The sequence below is a fragment of the Streptomyces albidoflavus genome, assembly GCF_000719955.1.
Taxonomy (GTDB): Bacteria; Actinomycetota; Actinomycetes; order Streptomycetales; family Streptomycetaceae; genus Streptomyces; species Streptomyces albidoflavus.
Map to the genome: position 1 here is coordinate 115,208 of NZ_JOII01000013.1, position 23,502 is coordinate 138,709.

The 23,502-nt window shown below is 72.0% G+C and carries 20 protein-coding genes; 17 read left to right on the plus strand and 3 right to left on the minus strand.

The window, feature by feature from the left end; genetic code table 11:
• Nucleotides 1–8 precede the first annotated feature (8 nt).
• The 6 genes from ruvB (at nucleotide 9) to IF45_RS0116380 (ending at nucleotide 8,015) form a co-directional block, all read left to right on the plus strand.
• Nucleotides 9–1,094, plus strand: coding sequence for a Holliday junction branch migration DNA helicase RuvB (ruvB, locus tag IF45_RS0116355; protein WP_003947059.1), 1,086 nt, complete (start codon nucleotides 9–11; stop codon nucleotides 1,092–1,094).
• Between the two features lie 162 nt (nucleotides 1,095–1,256).
• Nucleotides 1,257–1,712 (plus strand): preprotein translocase subunit YajC, encoded by a 456-nt coding sequence (yajC, locus tag IF45_RS0116360; RefSeq protein ID WP_030308087.1) that lies wholly within the window; start codon nucleotides 1,257–1,259, stop codon nucleotides 1,710–1,712.
• Between the two features lie 138 nt (nucleotides 1,713–1,850).
• The gene (gene secD / locus IF45_RS0116365) at nucleotides 1,851–3,617 is read left to right on the plus strand and encodes a protein translocase subunit SecD (RefSeq protein ID WP_018895744.1); all 1,767 of its coding nucleotides are present in this window, start codon (nucleotides 1,851–1,853) and stop codon (nucleotides 3,615–3,617) included.
• Nucleotide 3,618: 1 nt separating this feature from the next.
• Nucleotides 3,619–4,755, plus strand: a complete 1,137-nt coding sequence (gene secF / locus IF45_RS0116370) for a protein translocase subunit SecF (protein WP_030308089.1) — start codon at nucleotides 3,619–3,621, stop codon at nucleotides 4,753–4,755.
• The gene (locus tag IF45_RS0116375) at nucleotides 4,752–5,291 is read left to right on the plus strand and encodes an adenine phosphoribosyltransferase (RefSeq protein ID WP_010636563.1); all 540 of its coding nucleotides are present in this window, start codon (nucleotides 4,752–4,754) and stop codon (nucleotides 5,289–5,291) included. Before secF ends, IF45_RS0116375 begins: the two co-directional genes overlap by 4 nt.
• Before the next feature lie 213 nt (nucleotides 5,292–5,504).
• Nucleotides 5,505–8,015 carry a RelA/SpoT family protein gene (locus IF45_RS0116380; protein WP_010636562.1) on the plus strand — a complete coding sequence of 837 codons (2,511 nt, stop codon included), beginning with the start codon at nucleotides 5,505–5,507 and terminating at the stop codon, nucleotides 8,013–8,015.
• A gap of 26 nt (nucleotides 8,016–8,041) precedes the next feature.
• On the opposite strand, the gene IF45_RS0116385 is transcribed toward IF45_RS0116380, so the two are convergent.
• The 3 genes from IF45_RS0116385 to IF45_RS0116395 all read right to left on the minus strand — a co-directional run bounded on the left by IF45_RS0116385 (nucleotide 8,042) and on the right by IF45_RS0116395 (nucleotide 10,905).
• Entirely contained in the window at nucleotides 8,042–8,542 is a 501-nt protein-coding gene (locus tag IF45_RS0116385; RefSeq protein WP_008406473.1) for a MarR family winged helix-turn-helix transcriptional regulator, read from the minus strand.
• A 154-nt stretch (nucleotides 8,543–8,696) separates the two neighbouring features.
• Nucleotides 8,697–9,926, minus strand: a complete 1,230-nt coding sequence (locus IF45_RS0116390) for a DUF349 domain-containing protein (protein WP_008406470.1) — start codon at nucleotides 9,924–9,926, stop codon at nucleotides 8,697–8,699.
• Between the two features lie 148 nt (nucleotides 9,927–10,074).
• The gene (locus tag IF45_RS0116395) at nucleotides 10,075–10,905 is read right to left on the minus strand and encodes a peptidylprolyl isomerase (RefSeq protein ID WP_003947051.1); all 831 of its coding nucleotides are present in this window, start codon (nucleotides 10,903–10,905) and stop codon (nucleotides 10,075–10,077) included.
• A 164-nt stretch (nucleotides 10,906–11,069) separates the two neighbouring features.
• Here IF45_RS0116395 and IF45_RS0116400 point away from each other — a divergent pair, with 164 nt between their 5' ends.
• From IF45_RS0116400 to IF45_RS0116450, 11 genes are all read left to right on the plus strand, one after another.
• A complete protein-coding gene (locus IF45_RS0116400) occupies nucleotides 11,070–11,789 on the plus strand; it encodes an MBL fold metallo-hydrolase (protein WP_003947050.1) in 720 nt (239 codons plus the stop codon).
• Nucleotides 11,790–11,804: 15 nt separating this feature from the next.
• Complete coding sequence (gene hisS, locus IF45_RS0116405) at nucleotides 11,805–13,067, plus strand: histidine--tRNA ligase (protein WP_003947049.1); 1,263 nt, start codon at nucleotides 11,805–11,807, stop codon at nucleotides 13,065–13,067.
• Between the two features lie 282 nt (nucleotides 13,068–13,349).
• Entirely contained in the window at nucleotides 13,350–13,994 is a 645-nt protein-coding gene (locus IF45_RS0116410; RefSeq protein ID WP_030308091.1) for a vitamin K epoxide reductase family protein, read from the plus strand.
• Between the two features lie 67 nt (nucleotides 13,995–14,061).
• On the plus strand, nucleotides 14,062–15,426 hold the full coding sequence (locus IF45_RS0116415) for a replication-associated recombination protein A (RefSeq protein WP_003947047.1): 1,365 nt from the start codon (nucleotides 14,062–14,064) through the stop codon (nucleotides 15,424–15,426).
• Between the two features lie 370 nt (nucleotides 15,427–15,796).
• Nucleotides 15,797–16,411: a 30S ribosomal protein S4 gene (gene rpsD / locus IF45_RS0116420; protein ID WP_003947046.1), complete on the plus strand. Its 615-nt coding sequence runs from the start codon at nucleotides 15,797–15,799 to the stop codon at nucleotides 16,409–16,411.
• Nucleotides 16,412–16,658: 247 nt separating this feature from the next.
• The gene (locus tag IF45_RS0116425; protein WP_026047935.1) at nucleotides 16,659–17,111 is read left to right on the plus strand and encodes a DUF948 domain-containing protein; all 453 of its coding nucleotides are present in this window, start codon (nucleotides 16,659–16,661) and stop codon (nucleotides 17,109–17,111) included.
• Between the two features lie 6 nt (nucleotides 17,112–17,117).
• Entirely contained in the window at nucleotides 17,118–17,480 is a 363-nt protein-coding gene (locus tag IF45_RS0116430; protein ID WP_030308094.1) for a hypothetical protein, read from the plus strand.
• Nucleotides 17,480–20,152, plus strand: coding sequence for an alanine--tRNA ligase (gene alaS / locus IF45_RS0116435; RefSeq protein WP_003947043.1), 2,673 nt, complete (start codon nucleotides 17,480–17,482; stop codon nucleotides 20,150–20,152). The genes IF45_RS0116430 and alaS overlap by 1 nt, the downstream gene beginning before the upstream one ends.
• The gene (gene ruvX / locus IF45_RS0116440) at nucleotides 20,149–20,625 is read left to right on the plus strand and encodes a Holliday junction resolvase RuvX (protein ID WP_003947042.1); all 477 of its coding nucleotides are present in this window, start codon (nucleotides 20,149–20,151) and stop codon (nucleotides 20,623–20,625) included. Before alaS ends, ruvX begins: the two co-directional genes overlap by 4 nt.
• Nucleotides 20,626–20,752: 127 nt before the next feature.
• Nucleotides 20,753–22,591 (plus strand): endolytic transglycosylase MltG, encoded by a 1,839-nt coding sequence (gene mltG, locus IF45_RS0116445; protein WP_030308096.1) that lies wholly within the window; start codon nucleotides 20,753–20,755, stop codon nucleotides 22,589–22,591.
• Complete coding sequence (locus IF45_RS0116450; protein WP_030308097.1) at nucleotides 22,566–23,417, plus strand: shikimate dehydrogenase; 852 nt, start codon at nucleotides 22,566–22,568, stop codon at nucleotides 23,415–23,417. Before mltG ends, IF45_RS0116450 begins: the two co-directional genes overlap by 26 nt.
• Nucleotides 23,418–23,502 lie beyond the last annotated feature (85 nt).

The following is a 23,502-nucleotide window of genomic DNA, read 5'->3' on the forward strand; positions in this document are numbered from 1 at the left end:
CGAGAGCAGTGAACCCGTACGAGACCGAGCCCGCCCCCCACGGCGCCGACGAGGACGGCCACCGGCTGGTGGGCTCCGTCGCCGACGGCGAGGACACCGCCGTCGAGGCCGCCCTGCGCCCCAAGGAACTGGGCGAGTTCATCGGGCAGGAGAAGGTCCGCGCCCAGCTCGACCTGGTCCTCAAGGCCGCCCGGGCCCGTGGCGCCACCGCCGACCACGTGCTGCTCTCCGGCGCCCCCGGCCTCGGCAAGACCACCCTGTCGATGATCATCGCGGCCGAGATGGAAGCCCCCATCCGGATCACCTCAGGACCCGCCATCCAGCACGCCGGCGACCTGGCCGCGATCCTCTCCTCCCTCCAGGAGGGTGAGGTGCTCTTCCTCGACGAGATCCACCGCATGTCCCGGCCCGCCGAGGAGATGCTGTACATGGCCATGGAGGACTTCCGGGTCGACGTCATCGTCGGCAAGGGCCCCGGCGCCACCGCCATCCCGCTGGAACTCCCCCCGTTCACCCTGGTCGGCGCCACCACCCGGGCCGGGCTGCTGCCCCCGCCGCTGCGCGACCGGTTCGGCTTCACCGGCCACATGGAGTTCTACGGCCCGGCCGAACTGGAGCGCGTCGTCCACCGCTCCGCCCGCCTGCTCGACGTCGAGATCGACACCGAGGGCGCCGCCGAGATCGCCGGCCGCTCCCGCGGCACCCCGCGCATCGCCAACCGCCTGCTGCGCCGCGTCCGCGACTACGCCCAGGTCAAGGCGGACGGCGCCGTCGACCGGGAGATCGCCTCGGCGGCCCTCGCGGTCTACGAGGTCGATGCCCGGGGCCTGGACCGGCTCGACCGCTCGGTGCTGGAGGCGCTGCTGAAGCTGTTCGGCGGGGGACCGGTCGGGCTCTCCACCCTCTCCGTCGCGGTGGGGGAGGAGCGCGAGACCGTCGAGGAGGTGGCCGAGCCCTTCCTCGTCCGCGAAGGGCTGCTCGCCCGGACCCCCCGGGGCCGGGTCGCCACCCCCGCGGCCTGGGCACACCTCGGGCTGACCCCGCCCCGGCAGGTTCCGGGCGGACCGGGGCAAGGCGACCTCTTCGCGGGCTGACGGCGCGGGAAGATCGCCCCACCCGGAACTGGGGTGCCATGCTGAGCGTTGTTCCATCCGTGCGGACTCGCTTAGACTCCGCCGATGCCGTCCCTTGCGGACGGCCGCCCACCCCCATCGATAGGCCGCTCCACCGCGCGGTCGTGCGAAGGACATTCCCCCGTGGACATCGTGACCCTCCTCCCCTTCGTCGTGCTCATCGGCGCCATGTTCCTGATGACGCGCTCGGCGAAGAAGAAGCAGCAGCAGGCCGTCAACATGCGCAACTCGATGACGCCCGGCAGCGGCATCCGGACGATCGGTGGCATGTACGCCACCGTCAAGGAGGTCCACGACGAGTCCGTCCTCCTTGAGGTGGCTCCCGGCGTGCACGCGATCTACGCGAAGAACGCCATCGGTGCCGTCCTCGACGACGAGGAGTACAACCGGATCATCCACGGGGTCGAGGGTGACGAGAGCGACGCCCCGGTCGTCCCCGACGACGCCTCCTCCCTGACCAAGGACGACGAAGACGGCGACGCCGCCCGCATCGACCTCGGCAAGAAGGCCGATGACGCCGACCGGGACGCCGCCGACGCGACGCCGAAGAAGACCGACGGCGAGTCCGACACGAAGTAGTCACATCCGGGGACCGGTCCACGGCACGCGCCGTCCGGTCCCTGGGGTGTGTCCGCTTCGCGCCGGTCCTCCACACAACTTCAGGGCCGCCCGCCGCGCTCAGCCACGCCGGGCGGTTGGACAGGGAGAAACGACAAGGTGGCAGCACCGAAGAAGGGCCGAAGGCAGCCCGGCCAGGGCCGGCCGGGCCGCGCCCTGGCGCTGATCCTGATCGCACTGGTGGCGCTCACCGGAGGCATGTTCCTCTCCGGGCACACCACGCCGCGCCTCGGTATCGATCTCGCCGGCGGCACGAGCATCACGCTCCAGGCCAGGAGCGAACCGGGTCAGGAAAGCGCGGTCAACCAGACCAACATGAACACGGCCGTCGGCATCATCGAGCGCCGTGTCAACGGCCTCGGTGTCTCCGAGGCCGAGGTTCAGACCCAGGGCACCGACCACATCATCGTGAACATCCCCAAGGGGACGAACGAGAAGCAGGCCCGCGAGCAGGTCGGCACCACCGCACAGCTCTTCTTCCGCCCGGTACTCCAGCTCGCCTCCGGTGAGCCCGCCCCCGAGGGCTCCCCGAGCCCGTCGGCGAGCGGGTCGCCCGACGAGGCCGAGCAGGGCGACGGCGACAAGGCCACCGAGGGCGGCGACAAGGCCACCGACGGGAAGTCCGGCGAGCCCGAGGCCACGCCCACCACCCAGGGCCGCGCCGCCTCCGGCGCCCTGAAGGCCGACGCCACGCCCTCCCCGTCCGCCTCGGCCGACGGCAAGGCGGACCCGACGCCTTCGCCCTCCGCCTCCGAGGGCGGGTCCGACGAAGCGCTCATGAAGAAGTTCGAGGCGCTGACCTGCACCGACACCAAGGAGCGCACCGCCGCTGCCGAGGGCACCAAGCCCAGCGAGCCGATGGTCGGCTGCGGCCAGAACTCGGCCGGTCAGTGGGAGAAGTACATCCTCGGCCCGGCCGCCGTGGCGGGTACCGAGATCGACGACGCCAGCGCCGTCATCGACGAGCGCACCGGTCAGTGGATCGTCACGATGGACTTCAGCAGCAAGGGCGCTGACGCCTTCTCGAAGATCACCAGCGAGCTGAAGACCCAGCAGCCGCCGATGAACCAGTTCGGCATCGTGCTCGACGGTGAGGTCGTCTCCGCGCCCAGCGTGCAGACGACCCTGAGCAAGAGCGCCCAGATCTCCGGTTCCTTCACCCAGGAGTCCTCCCAGGAACTGGCGAACATGCTGTCCTACGGCGCCCTGCCGCTCTCCTTCGTCGAGGAGTCCGTCACCTCGGTGACCGCGGCGCTCGGCGGGGAGCAGTTGGAGGCCGGACTCATCGCCGGCGGCATCGGCCTGATCCTGGTCATCGTCTACCTGGTGGTCTACTACCGGGGCCTGTCGCTGATCGCCATCATCAGCCTCCTGATGTCGGCGGCGCTGACCTACACGATCATGGTGCTGCTCGGCCCGGCCATCGGCTTCGCGCTCAACCTGCCGGCCGTCTGCGGTGCCATCGTCGCCATCGGTATCACCGCCGACTCGTTCATCGTCTTCTTCGAACGGGTCCGCGACGAGATCCGCGAGGGGCGCTCGCTCCAGCCCGCCGTGGCGCGCGGCTGGCCCCGTGCCCGGCGCACCATCCTCGTCTCCGACTTCGTGTCGTTCCTCTCCGCGGCCGTGCTCTTCGTGGTCACCGTCGGCAAGGTGCAGGGCTTCGCGTTCACGCTGGGCCTCACCACCCTGCTCGACGTGGTCGTGGTGTTCTTCTTCACCAAGCCGCTGCTGACCATCCTGGCGCGCAAGAAGTTCTTCGCGAGCGGCCATCCCTGGTCCGGCCTGGACCCGAAGCGCCTCGGCGTCAAGCCGCCGCTGCGCCGCGCCCGCCGTACCGTCCCCGCCGACCCGAAGGAGGCGTGAGATGTCCCGACTCGGAAATCTCGGCGCCAAGCTCTACCGCGGCGAGGTCGGTTACGACTTCGTCGGCAAGCGCAAGTTCTGGTACGCGGTCTCGATCCTGATCACCATCACGGCCATCGCCGGCCTCGCGGTGCGCGGGCTCAGCATGGGCATCGAGTTCCAGGGCGGCGCGGTCTTCACCACCCCGAAGACGAGCGTCTCCGCACCGCAGGCGGAGACCATCGCCGAGGACGCGGCCGGACACGACGCCCTCGTCCAGGAACTGGGCAACGGCGGCCTGCGGATCCAGATCAGCAACGTCGACACGGAGAAGTCCGACGAGATCCGGGACACGCTCTCCCGTGAGCTGGACGTCGCCGCCGACGACATCAACGCCGACCTGGTCGGCCCCAGCTGGGGCTCCCAGATCGCCAACAAGGCCTGGACCGGCCTCGGGGTCTTCATGATCCTCGTGGTGATCTACCTGGCCATCGCCTTCGAGTGGCGGATGGCCCTCGCCGCGCTGATCGCCCTGATCCACGACATCACCATCACGGTGGGCGTCTACGCCCTCGTCGGCTTCGAGGTCACGGTCGGCACGGTGATCGGTCTGCTGACCATCCTCGGCTATTCGCTGTACGACACGGTGGTGGTGTTCGACAGCCTCAAGGAGAGCTCGAAGGACGCCACCAAGCAGACCCGCTGGACCTACAGCGAGATCGCCAACCGCTCCATCAACGCGACCCTGGTGCGCTCCATCAACACCACCGCGGTCGCGCTGCTCCCGGTCGGCGCGCTGCTCTTCATCGGCGGCGGCTTCCTCGGCGCGGGCATGCTCAACGACATCTCGCTCTCGCTCTTCGTCGGCCTCGCGGCCGGCGCGTACTCGTCGATCTTCATCGCCACGCCGCTCGTCGCCGACTTCAAGGAGACCGAGCCGCAGATGAAGGCCCTCAAGCGACGGGTCCTCGCCAAGCGCGCCCAGGGCGGCGACGAGGGGGAGCCGCAGCCGGCCGGGGCCACCGCCGCCGATACGGCCGGCGACGACCTCGGCGACGAGGGCGACGGCGCCGAGACGGGCTCCCTGGTGGGCCCGCGCCGGACCCAGCCCACCTCCCGCGGCCGGGGCCGCGGCCGACCCTCCGGAAAGCGCCGATGACCGACATCCAGGAGCTCCTGCTCAGCCGCATCCGGGATGTGCCGGACTACCCGAAGCCCGGCGTCGTCTTCAAGGACATCACGCCGCTCCTCGCCGACCCGGCCGCCTTCACGGCCCTCACCGAGGCGCTCGCGGAGATCTCCCTGCGCAACGGCGCGACCCGCGTCGTCGGCCTGGAGGCCCGCGGCTTCATCCTGGCCGCCCCGGTGGCCGTCCGCGCGGGTCTGGGCTTCATCCCCGTCCGCAAGGCCGGCAAGCTCCCCGGAGCCACCCTGCGCCAGGCGTACGAGCTGGAGTACGGCACCGCCGAGATCGAGGTCCACGCCGAGGACCTCACCCCCGAGGACCGCGTCATGGTCATCGACGACGTCCTGGCCACCGGCGGCACCGCCGCCGCCTCCCTGGAACTGATCCGCCGGGCCGGCGCCCAGGTGGCGGGGGTGGCGGTGCTCATGGAGCTCGGTTTCCTCGACGGGCGGGCCAAGCTCACCCCGGAGCTGGGCGGGGCTCCGCTGGACGCCCTGCTCACCGTCTGAGCCGCCACTGAGGCCGAAGGCCCCGGCAGTGCACTTGCCGGGGCCTTCGCCATGTGCGGGCCCGCCGTACCGGCGCGCAGAGGGGCGCACGCCCCCGCCCGCACTCCGTACCGTCCGCCGCCGCCCGCTCCGGAGCGGAGCCGGTGGTCCGATCTCGCTACCATGGCAGTCCGGACCGTGATCGTGATCCGGAGCCCTGCCCGAGGAGCGCTCTTGCCTGACGAGGCCCAGCCACTCTCCTCCGGACCCCGTCCGGGGGACCCCGAAGCCGCCACCCAGGGCCAGCAGGCCCAGGGCGCCGCGGCTCCCTCCGGCGCGCCCGGACCCGAGGGCCCGAAGCCGGACCCGGCCGCCACGGCCGAGCCCGCACCCGCCACGGCCCCGGCGCCCACGCCGGCCGGCCGCCCCGCGGGCCAGCAGCCCGCCCGCTCCGGTTCCTCCAACCGTGTCCGGGCCCGGCTGGCCCGGCTCGGGGTGCAGCGGTCGCATCCGTACAATCCGGTGCTCGAGCCGTTGCTGCGGATCGTGCGGAGCAACGACCCGAAGATCGAGACCGCGACGCTGCGGCAGATCGAGAAGGCGTACCAGGTCGCCGAGAGGTGGCACCGGGGGCAGAAGCGCAAGAGCGGTGATCCGTACATCACGCATCCGCTCGCGGTGACGACGATCCTCGCCGAGCTGGGCATGGACCCGGCGACGCTGATGGCGGGGCTGCTGCACGACACCGTCGAGGACACCGAGTACGGGCTCGACGCGCTGCGGCGGGACTTCGGTGACCAGGTGGCGCTGCTGGTCGACGGGGTCACCAAGCTCGACAAGGTGAAGTTCGGCGAGGCCGCGCAGGCCGAGACGGTCCGCAAGATGGTCGTCGCCATGGCCAAGGACCCGCGCGTCCTGGTCATCAAGCTCGCCGACCGCCTGCACAACATGCGCACGATGCGCTACCTCAAGCGGGAGAAGCAGGAGAAGAAGGCCCGCGAGACGCTGGAGATCTACGCCCCGCTCGCCCACCGGCTGGGCATGAACACCATCAAGTGGGAGCTGGAGGACCTCGCCTTCGCGATCCTCTACCCCAAGATGTACGACGAGATCGTGCGGCTCGTCGCCGAGCGGGCGCCCAAGCGCGACGAGTACCTCGCCATCGTCACCGACGAGGTCCAGGCCGACCTGCGCGCCGCCCGCATCAAGGCGACGGTCACCGGCCGTCCCAAGCACTACTACAGCGTGTACCAGAAGATGATCGTCCGCGGCCGGGACTTCGCGGAGATCTACGACCTGGTCGGCATCCGTGTCCTCGTCGACACCGTCCGCGACTGCTACGCGGCGCTCGGCACCGTCCACGCCCGGTGGAACCCGGTGCCCGGACGGTTCAAGGACTACATCGCGATGCCGAAGTTCAACATGTACCAGTCGCTGCACACGACGGTCATCGGACCCGGCGGCAAGCCCGTAGAGCTGCAGATCCGCACCTTCGACATGCACCGGCGCGCCGAGTACGGCATCGCCGCCCACTGGAAGTACAAGCAGGAGGCGGTCGCCGGCGCCTCCAAGGTGCGCACCGACGTGCCCCGCAAGACCGGCAAGGAAGACGCCGTCAACGACATGGCGTGGCTGCGCCAGCTCCTCGACTGGCAGAAGGAGACGGAGGACCCGGGCGAGTTCCTGGAGTCCCTGCGCTTCGACCTCTCGCGCAACGAGGTCTTCGTCTTCACGCCCAAGGGCGACGTCATAGCGCTGCCGGCCGGCGCCACCCCGGTGGACTTCGCCTACGCCGTCCACACCGAGGTCGGCCACCGCACCATCGGCGCCCGCGTCAACGGCCGCCTGGTCCCGCTGGAGTCCACCCTGGACAACGGCGACCTGGTGGAGGTCTTCACCTCCAAGGCGTCCGGCGCCGGGCCCTCCCGCGACTGGCTGGGCTTCGTCAAGTCGCCGCGGGCCCGGAACAAGATCCGCGCCTGGTTCTCCAAGGAGCGCCGCGACGAGGCGATCGAGCAGGGCAAGGACGCCATCGTCCGCGCCATGCGCAAGCAGAACCTGCCGATCCAGCGCATCCTGACCGGCGACTCCCTGGTCACCCTCGCCCACGAGATGCGGTACACCGACATCTCCTCGCTCTACGCGGCGATCGGCGAGGGCCACGTCGCCGCCCAGGGCGTCGTGCAGAAGCTGGTGCAGTCGCTCGGCGGCGAGGAGGCCGCCAGCGAGGACATCGCCGAGTCGGCGCCGCCCTCCCGCAGCCGTCGCAAGCGCCGCTCCAACGCCGACCCCGGTGTGGTCGTCAAGGGCGTGGACGACGTCTGGGTCAAGCTGGCCCGCTGCTGCACGCCCGTCCCCGGCGACCCGATCATTGGCTTCGTCACCCGGGGCAACGGCGTCTCGGTCCACCGCGCCGACTGCGTCAACGTGGACGAGCTCTCCAAGCAGCCCGAAAGGATGCTCGAGGTCGAGTGGGCGCCGACCCAGTCCTCGGTCTTCCTGGTCGCCATCCAGGTCGAGGCGCTGGACCGCTCCCGGCTGCTCTCGGACGTCACGCGGGTCCTCTCCGACCAGCACGTCAACATTTTGTCGGCCGCCGTCCAGACCTCCCGCGACCGGGTCGCCACCTCCCGCTTCACCTTCGAGATGGGCGACCCCAAGCACCTCGGCCACGTCCTCAAGGCGGTCCGGGGCGTGGAGGGCGTCTACGACGTGTACCGGGTGACCTCGGCCCGCAGGCCCTGACCGGCCGGGCCCGCTCGTCAGCCCCGTCAGCCTCCGCCGCGCGTGGGCGGCGGGGCCGGGTGGGGCTCCTCGTGGCGGGCCGCCGCGTCCGCCGCGAGCCGCTCCATCACCTCGGCGGCGTCGGCCAGCTGCCGGTCCGTCATGTCGTCCAGGGTGGCCCGGAAGCTGTCCCGCATCCCCTGGTCGATCCGGTCCACCACCTGGCGCCCGTGGGCCGTCGTGGAGAGCAGGTGCGTCCGGTGGTCGAGGGCGTCCGGCACCCGGCGCACCAGCCCCGCCGCCTCCAGCCGCGCCACCTGGCGGGTCACGTGCGGCGAGCGGACCAGCAGCCTCGCTGCCAGGTCGGTGACCCGCAGCGGCTCCGGCGAGGCGTACAACACCCGCAGCAGGGCGATCTCGGGGCGCTCCACCGTCACCCCCACCGAGGCCGTCAGCTCCTCGTGGACCCGGCTGCGGCCGAGCGCGTACGACAGTGAGGTGACCGCCTTGACCAGGCGGTCCAGGGGCGCGTCCGGTGAGTGCGGCATGGCCCCATCCTGCCCCATCGATCACCGGCCGGGGCAGCCCGGCGCCACGGGCGCGCCGGTGCACGGGCCGGCCGGGCGTGCGCCCCCGGGCCGGTACGCGAGAAGGGCCCCACCGCGCCGGTGGGGCCCTTCCGCAGGACGTACTGACGAACCGTCAGCCGCTGAACTCCTCCAGGCCCTTGCGCGCCTGGTCCAGCAGGGCCTGGCGGCCCTCCAGCTCACGGCGGAGCTTCTCGGCCTTGGCCGTGGCACCGGCCGCCTCGGCGCGCTCGATCTGGCCCTGCAGCTTGTCGACCGCGTCCTGGAGCACCCCGGTCAGCCCGGCCGCACGCGCCCGCGCCTCCGGGTTGGTGCGGCGCCACTCGGCCTCCTCGGCCTCCTGGATCGCCCGCTCCACGGCGTGCATCCGGCCCTCGACCTTCGGGCGGGCGTCGCGCGGGACGTGGCCGACCGCCTCCCAGCGCTCGTTGACCGCCCGGAAGGCGGCGCGGGCCGTCTTCAGGTCGGTCACCGGCACCAGCTTCTCGGCCTCCTCCGCGAGCCCCTCCTTGATCTTGAGGTTCTCGGCCTGCTCGGCGTCACGCTCGGCGAAGACCTCGCCGCGGGCCGCGAAGAACACGTCCTGCGCACCGCGGAAGCGGCCCCACAGGGCGTCCTCGTGCTCGCGCTGGGCGCGGCCGGCCGCCTTCCACTGCGTCATCAGGTCGCGGTAACGGGCGGCCGTGGGACCCCAGTCCGTCGACTTCGCCAGCGACTCCGCCTCGACCGCCAGGCGCTCCTTGACCTTGCGGGCCTCCTCGCGCTGCGCGTCGAGCTGCGCGAAGTGCGCCTTGCGGCGCTTGGAGAACGCCGAGCGGGCGTGCGAGAAGCGGTGCCACAGCTCGTCGTCGGTCTTCCGGTCCAGCCGGGGCAGGCCCTTCCAGGTGTCCACCAGCGCGCGCAGCCGCTCGCCGGCGGGCCGCCACTGGTCGGACTGGGCCAGTTCCTCGGCCTCGGCGACCAGCTTCTCCTTGGCGGCCTTGGCCTCCTCGGACTGCTTCGCCCTGCGGGCCTTGCGCTCCTCGCGCCGCTCCTCCACGGTCTGCACCAGACGGTCCAGCCGCTTCGACAGCGCCTCCAGGTCCCCCACCGCGTGCGCCTCGTCCACCTGCGCCCGCAGCGTGGCGATGGCGGCCTCGGCCTCCTTGGCGGCCAGGTCGGTGGTGCGCACCCGGCGCTCGAGGAGGCCGATCTCGACGACCAGGCCCTCGTACTTGCGCTCGAAGTAGGCCAGGGCCTCCTCAGGCGTTCCGGCCTGCCACGACCCGACGACTCGTTCGCCGTCCGCCGTCCGCACGTACACGGTCCCCGTCTCGTCGACGCGGCCCCACGGGTCGCTGCTCACAGCGCCTCCTCCACATGATGCCCGGACGGGCCCTCGGCGGGCCCCGGCATCGTCCACAATTTCGTCACGGCCAACATAGGCGACCGGCGGGGCGGCTGTCCGCATCCCGCACGACCGAACTTCCGGCTCAGGACCGGTGCGGATCAGCTCAGGACTTCTCCACCGTGGCCTTGTCGATCACGACGGTCGCGTTGGGGGCGCCGTCGCCCATGCCGGTCTGCTCGCCCGCCTCGGCGATCTTCTGGAGGACCTTCATGCCCTCCTTCGAGACCGTGCCGAACGGGGTGTAGTCGGGCGGCAGCTGGCTGTCCTGGTAGACGAGGAAGAACTGGCTGCCGCCGGAGTCGCGGTTGCTGTCGTCCTGGGCGTTGTAGCGGTTGGCCATGGCCACCGTGCCGGCCGGGTAGACGCCGCCCTTGAGCTTCTTCGACTTCAGGTTCTCGTCCGGGATGGTGTACCCGGGGTCGCCCGCGCCGGTGCCCTCCGGGTCGCCGCACTGGAGGACGTAGATGCCGGCGCTGGTCAGCCGGTGGCACTTGGTGTGGTCGAAGTAGCCCTCGCCCGCGAGGAAGTCGAAGGAGTTGACCGTGTGCGGGGCGTTTTTCGCGTCCAGCTCCAGCGGGATGTCCCCGCAGGTGGTGGCGAGGTTCATGGTGTAGTCGGCGTCGGTGTCGACGGTGAGCTTCGGCTCCTTCTTGAAGCTCATCTTCTTCACCTCGCCCGCCGCCGGCTTCTCGCAGGGATCGGCCGCCTTGGTGGGCTCCGGGCTCTCCTGGGCCTTCGACGCCGTGTCCTTCTCGTCGCCGCCGATGCCGCCCACCGCGTACACGGCCGCGCCGCCCGCGAGCACCACGGCCAGGGCCGAGGCGATGACCGCGGTACGCGTCCGCGCCCGGCGGCGGGCCGCCTCGCGCCGCTCCTGCTGGCGCAGGTACTTCTTGCGGGCGGCCTCGCGCCGCCGCTGCTCGCTGCTGACCACCGGGTTGTCTCCTCGTCACGTCGTAGGGGCCCGACCGCTTCGGTGTGCCCCGTACCGTATACGGGTTGGCTGTGGAAACGGCACCGCCGGTAGGCTTCGGACCTGCTGCGATTCTCCGCGGTCCGCGCCGTGGGACGACAGAAGCGACGACAGTGAGGACGAACGTGCTGATTGCCGGGTTCCCCGCAGGCGCCTGGGGCACCAACTGTTATGTGATCGCGCCCGCCGCCGGCGAGGAGTGCGTGATCGTGGACCCCGGCCACCAGGCCGCCCAGGGCGTCGAGGACGTGCTGGCCAAGCACCGGCTCAAGCCGGTCGCCGTCCTCCTCACCCACGGCCACATCGACCACGTCGCCTCGGTCGTCCCGGTCTGCGGCGCGCACTCCGTGCCCGCCTGGATCCATCCCGAGGACCGCTACATGATGAGCGACCCGGAGAAGGGCATCGGCCGCTCCATCGGGATGCCGCTCATGGGGGAGCTGACCGTCGGTGAGCCCGACGACGTCCACGAGCTGACCGACGGGACCCAGGTGGAGCTGGCCGGGCTGTCGTTCGGCGTCGACCACGCGCCCGGGCATACCAAGGGGTCGGTGACCTTCAGGCTGCCGCAGGCGGGGGATGTGCCGCAGGTGCTCCTCTCCGGCGACCTGCTGTTCGCCGGCTCCATCGGCCGGACCGACCTCCCCGGCGGCGACCTCGGCGACATGTACGCCTCCCTGGCCCGCGTGTGCCTCCCGCTGGACGACTCCACCGTCGTCCTCCCCGGCCACAACGAGCACACCACCATCGGCCGGGAACGCGCCGCCAACCCGTACCTGCGGCAGGTCGCCCAGGGCCTCACCGGTGGCACCGGTGGCCCCGCCGGCGACCGACGACGTCTGTAGACAAAAGAGAGAACCGTGAGCACCTTCAAGGCCCCCAAGGGCACGTACGACCTGCTGCCCCCGGATTCCGCGACCTACCTCGCGGTCCGCGAGGCGATCTCGGCCCCGCTGCGCAACTCCGGCTACGGCTACATCGAGACCCCCGGCTTCGAGGACGTCGCCCTCTTCGCCCGCGGCGTCGGCGAGTCCACCGACATCGTCACCAAGGAGATGTACGCCTTCGAGACCAAGGGCGGCGACCAGCTCGCCCTGCGCCCCGAAGGCACCGCCTCCGTGCTGCGCGCCGCCCTGGAGGCCAGCCTCCACAAGGCCGGCAACCTCCCGGTCAAGCTCTGGTACTCCGGCTCGTACTACCGCTACGAGCGTCCGCAGAAGGGCCGCTACCGCCACTTCTCGCAGGTCGGCGCGGAGGCGATCGGCGCCGAGGACCCGGCGCTCGACGCCGAGCTGATCATCCTGGCGGACCAGGCGTACCGCTCGCTCGGGCTGCGCGAGTTCCGCATCCTGCTCAACTCGCTCGGCGACCAGGAGTGCCGCCCGGTCTACCGGGCCGCCCTCCAGGAGTTCCTGCGCGGTCTCGACCTCGACGAGGAGACCCGCCGCCGGATCGACATCAACCCGCTGCGCGTCCTCGACGACAAGCGGGCCGACGTCCAGAAGCAGCTCACCGACGCGCCCGTGCTGCGGGACTACCTCTGCGACGCGTGCAAGGCGTACCACGAGGAGGTGCGCGCCCTGATCAGCGCCGCCGGGGTGGTCTTCGAGGACGACGAGCGCCTCGTGCGCGGCCTGGACTACTACACCCGCACCACCTTCGAGTTCGTCCACGACGGCCTCGGCTCCCAGTCGGCCGTCGGCGGCGGCGGCCGCTACGACGGGCTCTCCGAGATGATCGGCGGCCCCGCGCTGCCCTCCGTCGGCTGGGCGCTCGGCGTCGACCGCACCGTGCTGGCGCTGCGCGCCGAGGGCGTCGAGCTGGACCTGCCCTCGCCCACCAGCGTCTTCGCCGTGCCGCTCGGCGAGGAGGCCCGCCGGGCGCTCTTCGGGGTCGTCACCCGGCTGCGCCAGGACGGCGTCGCCGCCGACTTCGCCTACGGCGGCAAGGGGCTCAAGGCCGCGATGAAGGCCGCCAACCGCTCCGGCGCCCGCTACACCCTGGTCGCGGGGGAGCGGGACCTCGCCGAGGGCGTCGTCCAGCTCAAGGAGATGGAGTCCGGCGAGCAGACCGCCGTCCCGCTCGACTCCGTCGTCGCCGAGGTGGCTGCCCGCCTCGCCTGACCGCACCGCCCACCGGGCCCGCGCACCCTCCACCGGGGGCGCGGGCCCGGCGTCGTCGTACGCCCGGCGCCGCCCGCCCGCATCCTCCGGCCCGCTCGGCCGTTCTTCCTTATGTCCGTCCGACGGCGCCCCGCAGGGCCGTTGGGGCACAATGACCGCAGCCGCGCGGGCCCCGGTGCCCGTCCCGCCGGGCCCACCGGCCCTGGGCGGGGCGGAGGGCGGACGGCAGACTGGCGGCCGAGAAGACCGGCAGACCTACGACGACACTGGCGGAACGACGTGATGACCCACCCCACAGCAGCACCCGACGGTGCCGCCCCCGAACGCGAGGACACCCACCCCACCCGGGCGCGGGCCGGCACGAGCCGCGCCTTCGCCTGGATGCTGGTGATCACCGGTGCGGCCGGGCTGCTGGCCGCCTGGGTCATCACCCTCGACAAGTTCAAGCTGCTGGAGGACCCGGACTTCGTCCCGGGGTGCAGCCTCAACCCGGTCGTCGCCTGCGGCAACATCATGAAGAGCGAGCAGGCCGCCGCCTTCGGCTTCCCCAACCCGATGCTCGGCCTGGTCACCTACGCCGTCGTGATCGGCGTCGGCGTCAGCCTGCTGGCCGGGGCCCGCTTCCCCCGCTGGTACTGGCTGACCTTCAACGCCGGGACCCTCTTCGGTGTCGGCTTCTGCACCTGGCTCCAGTACCAGTCGCTGTACAACATCAACTCGCTCTGCCTGTGGTGCTGCCTCGCCTGGGTCGCCACGATCATCATGTTCTGGTACGTCACGGTGCACAACGTCCGTGAGGGCTTCCTGCCCGTTCCCCGCGCGATCCGCTCCTTCGTCGGCGAGTTCGCCTGGGTGCTGCCCGTCCTGCACATCGGCATCATCGGCATGCTGATCCTCACCCGCTGGTGGGAGTTCTGGACCAGCTGACCCGCGGGGGAGGGCCCGGGCGGGCCGCCCCAGGCCGGTTGTCGGTGGGGTGAACTAGGGTTCCCGTGTGGAACCCGACCTCTTCACCGCAGCAGCCGAGGACCGCCAGGAGAAGGACCCGTCCAGCAGCCCCCTGGCCGTCCGGATGCGCCCCCGCACCCTGGACGAGGTGGTCGGCCAGCAGCACCTGCTCAAGCCCGGATCGCCGCTACGCCGCCTCGTCGGCGAGGGCGGCGGCGGCCCGGCCGGCCCCTCCTCCGTCTTCCTCTGGGGCCCGCCCGGCATCGGCAAGACGACCCTCGCGTACGTGGTCAGCAAGGCGACCAACAAGCGGTTCGTGGAGCTGTCCGCGATCACCGCCGGGGTCAAGGAGGTGCGCGCCGTCATCGACGGCGCCCGCCGCGCCTCCGGCGGCTTCGGCAAGGAGACCGTCCTCTTCCTCGACGAGATCCACCGCTTCTCCAAAGCCCAGCAGGACTCCCTGCTGCCCGCCGTGGAGAACCGCTGGGTCACCCTCATCGCCGCCACCACCGAGAACCCGTACTTCTCGGTGATCTCCCCGCTGCTCTCCCGCTCCCTGCTGCTCACCCTGGAGCCGCTGACCGACGAGGACCTGCGCGGCCTCGTCCACCGCGCCCTCACCGACGAGCGGGGCCTGGCCGGCTCCGTCACCCTCGCCGAGGACGCCGAGGCCCACCTGCTGCGGGTCGCCGGAGGCGACGCCCGCCGGGCCCTGACCGCCCTGGAGGCGGGCGCCGGGGCCGCGCTCGACAAGGGCGAGGCGGAGATCACCCTCACCACCCTCGAGGAGTCGGTGGACCGGGCCGCCGTCGCCTACGACCGCGCCGGCGACCAGCACTACGACGTGGCGAGCGCCCTCATCAAGTCCATCCGCGGCTCGGACGTGGACGCTGCCCTGCACTACCTGGCCCGGATGATCGACGCGGGGGAGGACCCCCGCTTCATCGCCCGCCGCCTGATGATCTCGGCCAGCGAGGACATCGGCCTCGCCGACCCCACCGCCCTGCCCACCGCGGTCGCCGCCGCCCAGGCCGTGGCCATGATCGGCTTCCCCGAGGCCGCGCTGACCCTCAGCCACGCCACCATCGCCCTCGCCCTGGCCCCCAAGTCCAACGCCGCCACCACCGCCATCGGCGCCGCCCTGGAGGACGTCCGCAAGGGCCACGCCGGACCGGTCCCCACCCACCTGCGGGACGGCCACTACAAGGGCGCGGCCAAGCTCGGCCACGCCCAGGGGTACATCTACCCGCACGACGTCCCCGGCGCCATCGCCGCCCAGCAGTACGCTCCGGACGCCCTCGCCGGGAAGCGGTACTACCAGCCCACCCGGTACGGCGCGGAGGCCCGCTACGCCGACGTGGTCGAGAAGGTCCGCGAGCGCCTCGCCGAGGGCGGCCGCGGCGAGGGCTGAGCCCGCCCCGGCCCGGTGCTGAGCACCGCCGGTGAGCCGGTACAATCGGTTCGCAGTGCTGCGTCCCATGTCCGGCCCCGGCCGGCACCACCAGAGTGGGACATGCAGCCGGAAGCCCCCACCGCCCTCGCGGTGGTGAGCGGGTCTTCCAGGAGCGTCGCGCACCGTCGAAGGTGTCGCGGGCAGCCCACCACCCCCCCCAGCGGCGGTCGGTGGGCCACTCGCGTGCTGCACGTTAGTGCCCAGACCAGGGAGCGGCTGCCCGGTGGAACCGTGTCACGGCACGGGACCTCAGGGTTTCCCCGGCTGCGGATGCGACCTCCCCTAACCCTGGTGAGCCACCCACGAAAGATGAGAGAAGGTCCGGTTCATGCCGAACCAGTCCCGTCCCAAGGTCAAGAAGTCGCGTGCTCTCGGTATCGCGCTGACCCCGAAGGCTGTCAAGTACTTCGAGGCCCGCCCCTACCCGCCGGGTGAGCACGGCCGTGGCCGCAAGCAGAACTCGGACTACAAGGTCCGTCTGCTCGAGAAGCAGCGTCTGCGCGCCCAGTACGACATCAGCGAGCGTCAGATGGCCCGTGCCTACGACCGCGCTCGCAAGGCCGAGGGCAAGACCGGCGAAGCGCTGGTCATCGAGCTGGAGCGTCGTCTCGACGCCCTGGTGCTGCGTTCGGGCATCGCCCGCACCATCTACCAGGCCCGTCAGATGGTCGTCCACGGCCACATCGAGGTCAACGGCCACAAGGTCGACAAGCCGTCGTACCGCGTGCGTCCCGACGACGTCGTGATGGTCCGCGAGCGCAGCCGCGAGAAGCACCCCTTCCAGGTCGCCCGTGAGGGTGGCTACGACACGGAGGGCGAGACCCCGCGCTACCTCCAGGTCAACCTGAAGGCCCTGGCCTTCCGCCTGGACCGGGACCCGAACCGCAAGGAGATCCCGGTCATCTGCGACGAGCAGCTCGTCGTCGAGTACTACGCCCGCTGATCACCCGCTGATCCGGCAGAGCACTCAGCCCGCCTCCTCTCCCGTCCGGAGAGGGGGCGGGTTCGTCGCTTGTCGACCGGGCCGCGCGCCGCGCGCCCGGCCGGGAAACCGGTTCGGGCGGCCACCGACCGCGCGATAGGCTCGAGGAGCGGCCGCCCGGTGCCGAACGCCCCGCGCGGGAGCCGGCGGCCCACGCGGGTGCACAACCCGAACCTGACGAATCAGACCCGAGAGAGAGCGGTGCGCAGTGTCCGGTGGAGAGGTGGCCGGGATCCTGGTGGCCGTCTTCTGGGCGATTCTGGTCTCCTTCCTCGCCGTGGCCCTGGTGAGGCTCGCCCAGACGCTCAAGGCGACGACCAAGCTGGTGGCGGACGTCACCGAGCAGGCGGTTCCGTTGCTGGCCGACGCCTCGGCGACGGTCCGCTCGGCCCAGAGCCAGCTCGACAGAGTCGACGCCATCGCCTCCGACGTGCAGGAAGTCACCTCCAACGCCTCCGCGCTCTCCACGACGGTCGCCTCCACCTTCGGCGGCCCCCTGGTGAAGGTGGCCGCCTTCGGCTACGGCGTCCGGCAGGCCCTCGGCCGCAGGACCCGGGACGAGGACGACCGGCGCACGACCGCCAAGCCCTCCCGCCGCACCGTGATCGTGGGGCGTGCCGTGCCGCCCGCACGCCGGGCGCGGCGGAGGCGGAAGGACTGACCAGCGATGTTCCGCCGTACGTTCTGGTTCACCGCGGGCGCAGCCGCCGGTGTGTGGGCCAGCCACAAGGTCAACCAGAAGCTCCAGCGGCTCACCCCCGAGAGCCTCGCCGCGCAGGCCGCCGACAAGGCGCTCGACGCCGGCCACCGGATCAAGGACTTCGCCCTCGACGTCCGCGCGGGAATGCTCCAGCGCGAGGCGGAGCTGGACGACGTACTGGGGCTGAACGCGCCCCCCGAGGGCCCCGGGCTGCCCGCCGCGCGCCGGCCGGCGCTGGAGGGGGAGCGCCACCCCGTCGCGTACCGCGCCCGGCAGAAGTACCCCGAGAAGTACCCGAAGCACCCGAACAACCGGAATGAGGACCACTGATGGAGTCGGCTGAGATCCGCCGCCGCTGGCTGCGCTTCTTCGAGGAGCGCGGGCACGCCGTCGTCCCTTCGGCGTCGCTGATCGCGGACGACCCGACCCTGCTGCTCGTCCCCGCGGGCATGGTCCCCTTCAAGCCGTACTTCCTCGGTGAGGCCACCCCGCCCGCCCCGCGCGCCACCAGCGTGCAGAAGTGCGTGCGCACCCCGGACATCGAAGAGGTCGGCAAGACCACCCGGCACGGCACGTTCTTCCAGATGTGCGGCAACTTCTCCTTCGGGGACTACTTCAAGGAAGGGGCCATCACCTACGCCTGGGAGCTGCTCACCACCTCCCAGGAGCAGGGCGGTTACGGCCTCGACCCCGAGCGTCTGTGGATCACCGTCTACCTCGACGACGACGAGGCCGAGACGATCTGGCGCGAGAAGATCGGCGTCCCGGCCGAGCGCATCCAGCGCCTGGGCAAGAAGGACAACTTCTGGTCCATGGGCGTCCCGGGCCCCTGCGGCCCCTGCTCCGAGATCAACTACGACCGCGGCCCCGAGTTCGGCGTCGAGGGCGGCCCGGCCGTCAACGACGAGCGGTACGTGGAGATCTGGAACCTCGTCTTCATGCAGTACGAGCGGGGCGCCGGCGAGGACAAGGAGAACTTCCCGATCCTCGGTGACCTGCCGAGCAAGAACATCGACACCGGCCTCGGCCTCGAGCGGCTCGCCATGATCCTCCAGGACGTGCGCAACCTCTACGAGATCGACACCTCCCGGATCGTCATCGACAAGGCCACCGAGCTGACCGGCGTCCAGTACGGCGCCGACCAGGCCTCGGACGTGTCGCTGCGCGTCGTCACCGACCACATGCGCACCTCCGTGATGCTCATCGGCGACGGCGTCACCCCGGGCAACGAGGGCCGCGGCTACGTGCTGCGCCGCATCATGCGCCGCGCCGTCCGCAACATGCGCCTGCTGGGGGCCACCGGCCCGGTCGTCGCCGAGCTGGTCGACACCGTGATCGAGTCGATGGGGCAGCAGTACCCGGAGCTGATCACCGAGCGCAAGCGCATCCTCACCGTCGCCCTCGCCGAGGAGGCCGCCTTCCTCAAGGCCCTCAAGGGCGGCACCAACATCCTCGACACGGCCGTCACCGAGACCAAGGCCGCCGGTTCGACCGTGCTCTCCGGGGACAAGGCGTTCCTCCTCCACGACACGTGGGGCTTCCCGATCGACCTGACCCTGGAGATGGCCGCCGAGCAGGGCCTCTCCGTCGACGAGCCGGGCTTCCGCCGCCTGATGAAGGAGCAGCGGGAGCGCGCCAAGGCCGACGCCCGCGCCAAGAAGACCGGCCACGCCGACCTCTCCGCCTACCGCGAGGTCGCCGACGCCGCCGGCGCCACCGACTTCACCGGCTACCTCGCCACCGAGGGCGAGTCCACCGTGGTCGGCCTGCTGGTCGACGGGGTCTCCTCGCCCGCCGCCACCGAGGGCGACGAGGTCGAGATCGTCCTCGACCGCACGCCGTTCTACGCCGAGGGCGGCGGCCAGATCGCCGACACCGGCCGCATCCGCTTCGACAACGGCGCCGTCGTCGAGGTCCGCGACGTGCAGAAGCCGGTCCCCGGCGTCCACGTCCACAAGGGTGTCGTCCAGGTCGGCGAGGTGACCGTGGGCTCCCCGGCCTACGCCGCCATCGACGTCGGCCGCCGCCGGGCCATCGCCCGCGCCCACTCGGCCACCCACCTCACCCACCAGGCGCTGCGCGACGCGCTCGGCCCGACGGCCGCCCAGGCCGGCTCGGAGAACCAGCCGGGCCGCTTCCGCTTCGACTTCGGCTCCCCGGCCGCCGTGCCCGGCGCCGTCCTCACCGACGTCGAGCAGAAGATCAACGAGGTGCTCGCCCGCGACCTGGACGTCCAGGCCGAGGTCATGAGCATCGACGACGCCAAGAAGCAGGGCGCCATCGCCGAGTTCGGCGAGAAGTACGGCGAGCGGGTCCGGGTCGTCACCATCGGCGACTTCTCCAAGGAGCTGTGCGGCGGCACCCACGTCCACAACACCGCCCAGCTCGGCCTGGTCAAGCTGCTCGGCGAGTCCTCCATCGGCTCCGGCGTGCGCCGCATCGAGGCCCTGGTCGGCGTCGACGCGTACAACTTCCTGGCCAAGGAGCACACGGTCGTCGCCCAGCTCCAGGAGCTGGTCAAGGGCCGTCCCGAGGAGCTGCCCGAGAAGGTCTCCGCGATGCTCGGCAAGCTCAAGGAGGCCGAGAAGGAGATCGAGCGGTTCCGCGCCGAGAAGGTCCTCCAGGCCGCCGCCGGGCTCGCCGCGGGCGCCCAGGACGTCCGGGGCACCGCCCTGGTCACCGGCCGGGTGCCGGACGGCACGGGCGCCGACGACCTGCGCAAGCTCGTCCTCGACGTGCGCGGCCGTATCCCCGCCGACCGGCCCGCAGTGGTGGCGCTGTTCACCGTGGCCAACGACCGGCCGCTGACCGTGGTCGCCACCAACGAGGCCGCCCGCGAGCGTGGCCTCAAGGCCGGTGACCTGGTCCGTACCGCCGCCAAGACGCTCGGCGGAGGCGGCGGCGGCAAGCCCGACGTCGCCCAGGGCGGCGGGCAGAACCCGCAGGCCATCGACGAGGCCGTCAGCGCGGTCGAGCGCCAGGTCGCCGAGAGCGCCCGGTGAGCGGAGTACTGCGCCGGGGCCGCCGCCTCGCCGTGGACGTCGGGGACGCCCGGATCGGGGTCGCCTCGTGCGACCCCGACGGGATCCTCGCCACGCCGGTGGAGACCGTGCCGGGACGTGACGTCCCGGCCGCCCACCGGCGGCTCGCCGCGCTCGTCGAGGAGTACGAGCCGATCGAGGTCGTCGTCGGGCTCCCGCGCTCCCTCAAGGGCGGCGAGGGCCCGGCGGCGGTCAAGGTCCGCGGCTTCGCCCAGGAACTCGCCCGGACCATCGCGCCCGTACCGGTGCGGCTGGTCGACGAGCGGATGTCCACGGTGACGGCGGCCCAGGGGATGCGGGCCTCCGGTGTCCGCTCCAAGAAGGGGCGTGCCGTCATCGACCAGGCGGCCGCCGTGGTGATCCTGCAGAGCGCCCTGGAGTCCGAACGGGCGTCAGGCGACGCCCCAGGTGAGGGCGTCGAAGTGGTCATCTGATCGCGATACGGTAACGTGCCGCGCGATGCGCCGGTGTGTTCGAAGTACTGACGCACACGGCAGAAGAGACGGCGTGGAGGCCGCCCCAGGAGCGGTGGCTTCCCCCGTCCCGCGCTCTAGGGGACCGATGACTGAGTATGGCCGGGGCCAAGGCTCCGATCCGTGGCAGGAGGACCCGCTCTCCTCGCCGGCCTACGGGCAGGCGGCACAGGGCGGGTACGGCGACGGATGGAGCGGACAGCAGCCTGGCGGCTACCCGCCCCCGCAGCCCGGCTACGACGGGCAGCCGTACCAGCAGTACCCGCAGGACGGGGGCCGGCAGGGCTACCCGCAGCAGCAGTACCCGCAGCAGGGTCACCCGGGCCACCCGTACGACCCGCACCAGCAGGGCCATCCCCAGCAGCAGCATCCGCAGCAGGGCCAGTACGGTTCCGACGGCTACGGGCAGCAGTACGGCGGCCAGTGGGACACCGGGCAGGTCCCGCCGTACGACCCCGCCGCGGGCGACCCCTACCAGCAGCAGGCCCACGGCCACCCCGGCCACGACGGCTACGGCGACGGGCAGCACGACCCGTACCGCACCGAGGACGCCTACCCGCCGCCCCGCCCGCCAGGCCGCCGCGAGGAGCAGCGGCCCGAGAGCGAGTGGGAGGAGCCGGGGGAGGAGACCCACCCCTTCTTCACCGGCGCCGACGACGCCCCCGAGGCCGACGAGGGCCGCGGCGCCCGCCGTGGCCGGGGCCGCAAGGGCGAGCGGGACGACCGGGACCGCGCGGACGACCGCGACGGGTACGACGACCACGACGACTGCGACGACGAACCGGAGCCCGGCGGCCGGCGCGGCGGACGCGGCGGCGGCAAGCAGCGCGGCCGGGGGACCAAGGGCAAGAGCCGCAACGGCGTGGCCTGCCTGGTCGTCTCGCTGGTGCTGCTCGGCGGCGGCGGCGCGGTCGCGTACTACGGCTACCAGTTCTACCAGGACCGTTTCGGCCCGGCCGAGGACTACGCGGGCGACGGCTCGGGGCAGGTCGTCGTCGAGGTGCCGCAGGGCGCCGTCGGCTGGGACATCGCCAACCTGCTGAAGAAGCACGACGTCGTCAAGAGCGGCTCGGCCTTCGTCAACGCGCAGAACGCGCACCCCCAGGGCAAGTCCCTCCAGCCCGGCTTCTACACCCTGCGCAAGCAGATGTCCGGCAAGGCCGCCGTCGAGCTGATGCTCAGCCCCAAGAGCCGCAACACGCTGATCATCCCCGAGGGCCGCCGCAACGCCTGGGTCTACGACCAGATCGACAAGCGGCTCGGCGTCAAGGCCGGCACCACCGAGGAAGTGGCGCTCAAGGAGTCCACGTCGCTCGGCCTGCCCAAGTGGGCCAACAACAACGAGGACATCAAGGACCCGTTGGAAGGCTTCCTCTTCCCCTCCAGCTACCCGCTGGCCAAGTCGATGGAGCCGGCCGACGTCCTCAAGAAGATGGTGGCGCAGGCGAAGCAGGAGTACGCCCGCTACGACCTGGAGGGCTCGGCCGAGAAGCTGGGCCTCAAGGACCCGCTCCAGGTGGTCACCGTCGCGAGCCTGGTCCAGGCCGAGGGCATGACCCACGACGACTTCCGGAAGATGGCCGCCGTCGTCTACAACCGGCTCCAGCCGGACAACACGGTGACCAACCAGAAGCTGGAGTTCGACTCCACCTACAACTACCTGAAGGGGGAGAGCGAGATCGACATCTCGATCGCGAAGATCCGCAACGACCCCGACCCCTACAACACCTACTACCACAAGCTCCTGCCGCCGGGACCGATCGGCAACCCGGGCTCCGACGCCATGAAGGCCGCCGTCGACCCGGACACCGACGACTGGATGTTCTTCATCTCCATCGACGGCAAGACCACCCAGTTCACCAAGACCCTGGCCGACCACGAGGCCCTGGTGAAGGAGTTCAATGAAAGCCGCCGCAAGGACCAGTGAGGGAGGGGGCCGCCGGGCCGCCGTCCTCGGCAAGCCCGTCGGCCACTCGCTCTCCCCGGCCCTGCACCGCGCCGCCTACGCCGAACTGGGCCTCGACGGCTGGACGTACGACCGGTACGAGACCGACGAGGACCAGCTCCCCGGCTTCGTCGCCGGGCTCGGCCCCGAGTGGGCCGGACTGTCGCTGACCATGCCGCTGAAGCGGGCGGCGCTCGCGCTCTGCGCGACGGTCACACCGGTCGCCCGCTCGGTGGAGGCGGTCAACACGATGGTCCGCGGCGCCGACGGCAGCTGGCACGGGGACAACACCGACGTGCCCGGACTGGTCGCCGCCCTCGGCGAGCGCGGCGTCGAGAAGGCCCCCGAGGCCGCCGTCCTCGGCGCCGGCGCCACCGCCTCCTCCGCCCTGGCCGCCCTCGCCGCGATGGGGGCCGGCCAGGTCGAGGTGTACGTCCGCAGCGAGGCGCGCGCCGAGGAGATGCGCGAGTGGGGGCGGCGGCTCGGCGTCGAGGCGCTGGCCCGGCCCTGGGAGCGGGCCGCCGAGGCGTTGCGCCGCCCGCTGGTCGTCGCCACCACCCCGGCCGGGGCCGCCGACGCGCTCGCCGCCGACGTGCCGGAGGCGCCCGGAACCCTCTTCGACGTGCTCTACGAGCCGTGGCCGACCCCGCTCGCCGCCCGCTGGGCCGGGCGCGGCGGCACCGTCCTCGGCGGGCTCGACCTCCTGGTCCACCAGGCCGTCCTCCAGGTCGAGCAGATGACCGGCGTGCCGGCCGCGCCCCTCGCGGCGATGCGCGCGGCGGGCACCTCGGCCCTGGCCGCCCGCTGACCGGACTCCTCCCTTCCGGCGCGGCCGCCGGGGCTCGGGTGTTCCACCCGTTGGACCGGCTGCCGCACCGGCCCGCCCGGCGTGG

Excerpts from the sequence above, each read along its gene's own strand:
- secF (WP_030308089.1), top strand. The coding sequence starts at position 3,619 with ATGTCCCGACTCGGAAATCTCGGCGCCAAGCTCTACCGCGGCGAGGTC.
- IF45_RS0116375 (WP_010636563.1), top strand. The coding sequence starts at position 4,752 with ATGACCGACATCCAGGAGCTCCTGCTCAGCCGCATCCGGGATGTGCCG.
- IF45_RS0116385 (WP_008406473.1), bottom strand. The coding sequence starts at position 8,542 with ATGCCGCACTCACCGGACGCGCCCCTGGACCGCCTGGTCAAGGCGGTC.
- IF45_RS0116410 (WP_030308091.1), top strand. The coding sequence starts at position 13,350 with ATGACCCACCCCACAGCAGCACCCGACGGTGCCGCCCCCGAACGCGAG.
- rpsD (WP_003947046.1), top strand. The coding sequence starts at position 15,797 with ATGCCGAACCAGTCCCGTCCCAAGGTCAAGAAGTCGCGTGCTCTCGGT.
- IF45_RS0116430 (WP_030308094.1), top strand. The coding sequence starts at position 17,118 with ATGTTCCGCCGTACGTTCTGGTTCACCGCGGGCGCAGCCGCCGGTGTG.
- alaS (WP_003947043.1), top strand. The coding sequence starts at position 17,480 with ATGGAGTCGGCTGAGATCCGCCGCCGCTGGCTGCGCTTCTTCGAGGAG.
- mltG (WP_030308096.1), top strand. The coding sequence starts at position 20,753 with ATGACTGAGTATGGCCGGGGCCAAGGCTCCGATCCGTGGCAGGAGGAC.
- IF45_RS0116450 (WP_030308097.1), top strand. The coding sequence starts at position 22,566 with ATGAAAGCCGCCGCAAGGACCAGTGAGGGAGGGGGCCGCCGGGCCGCC.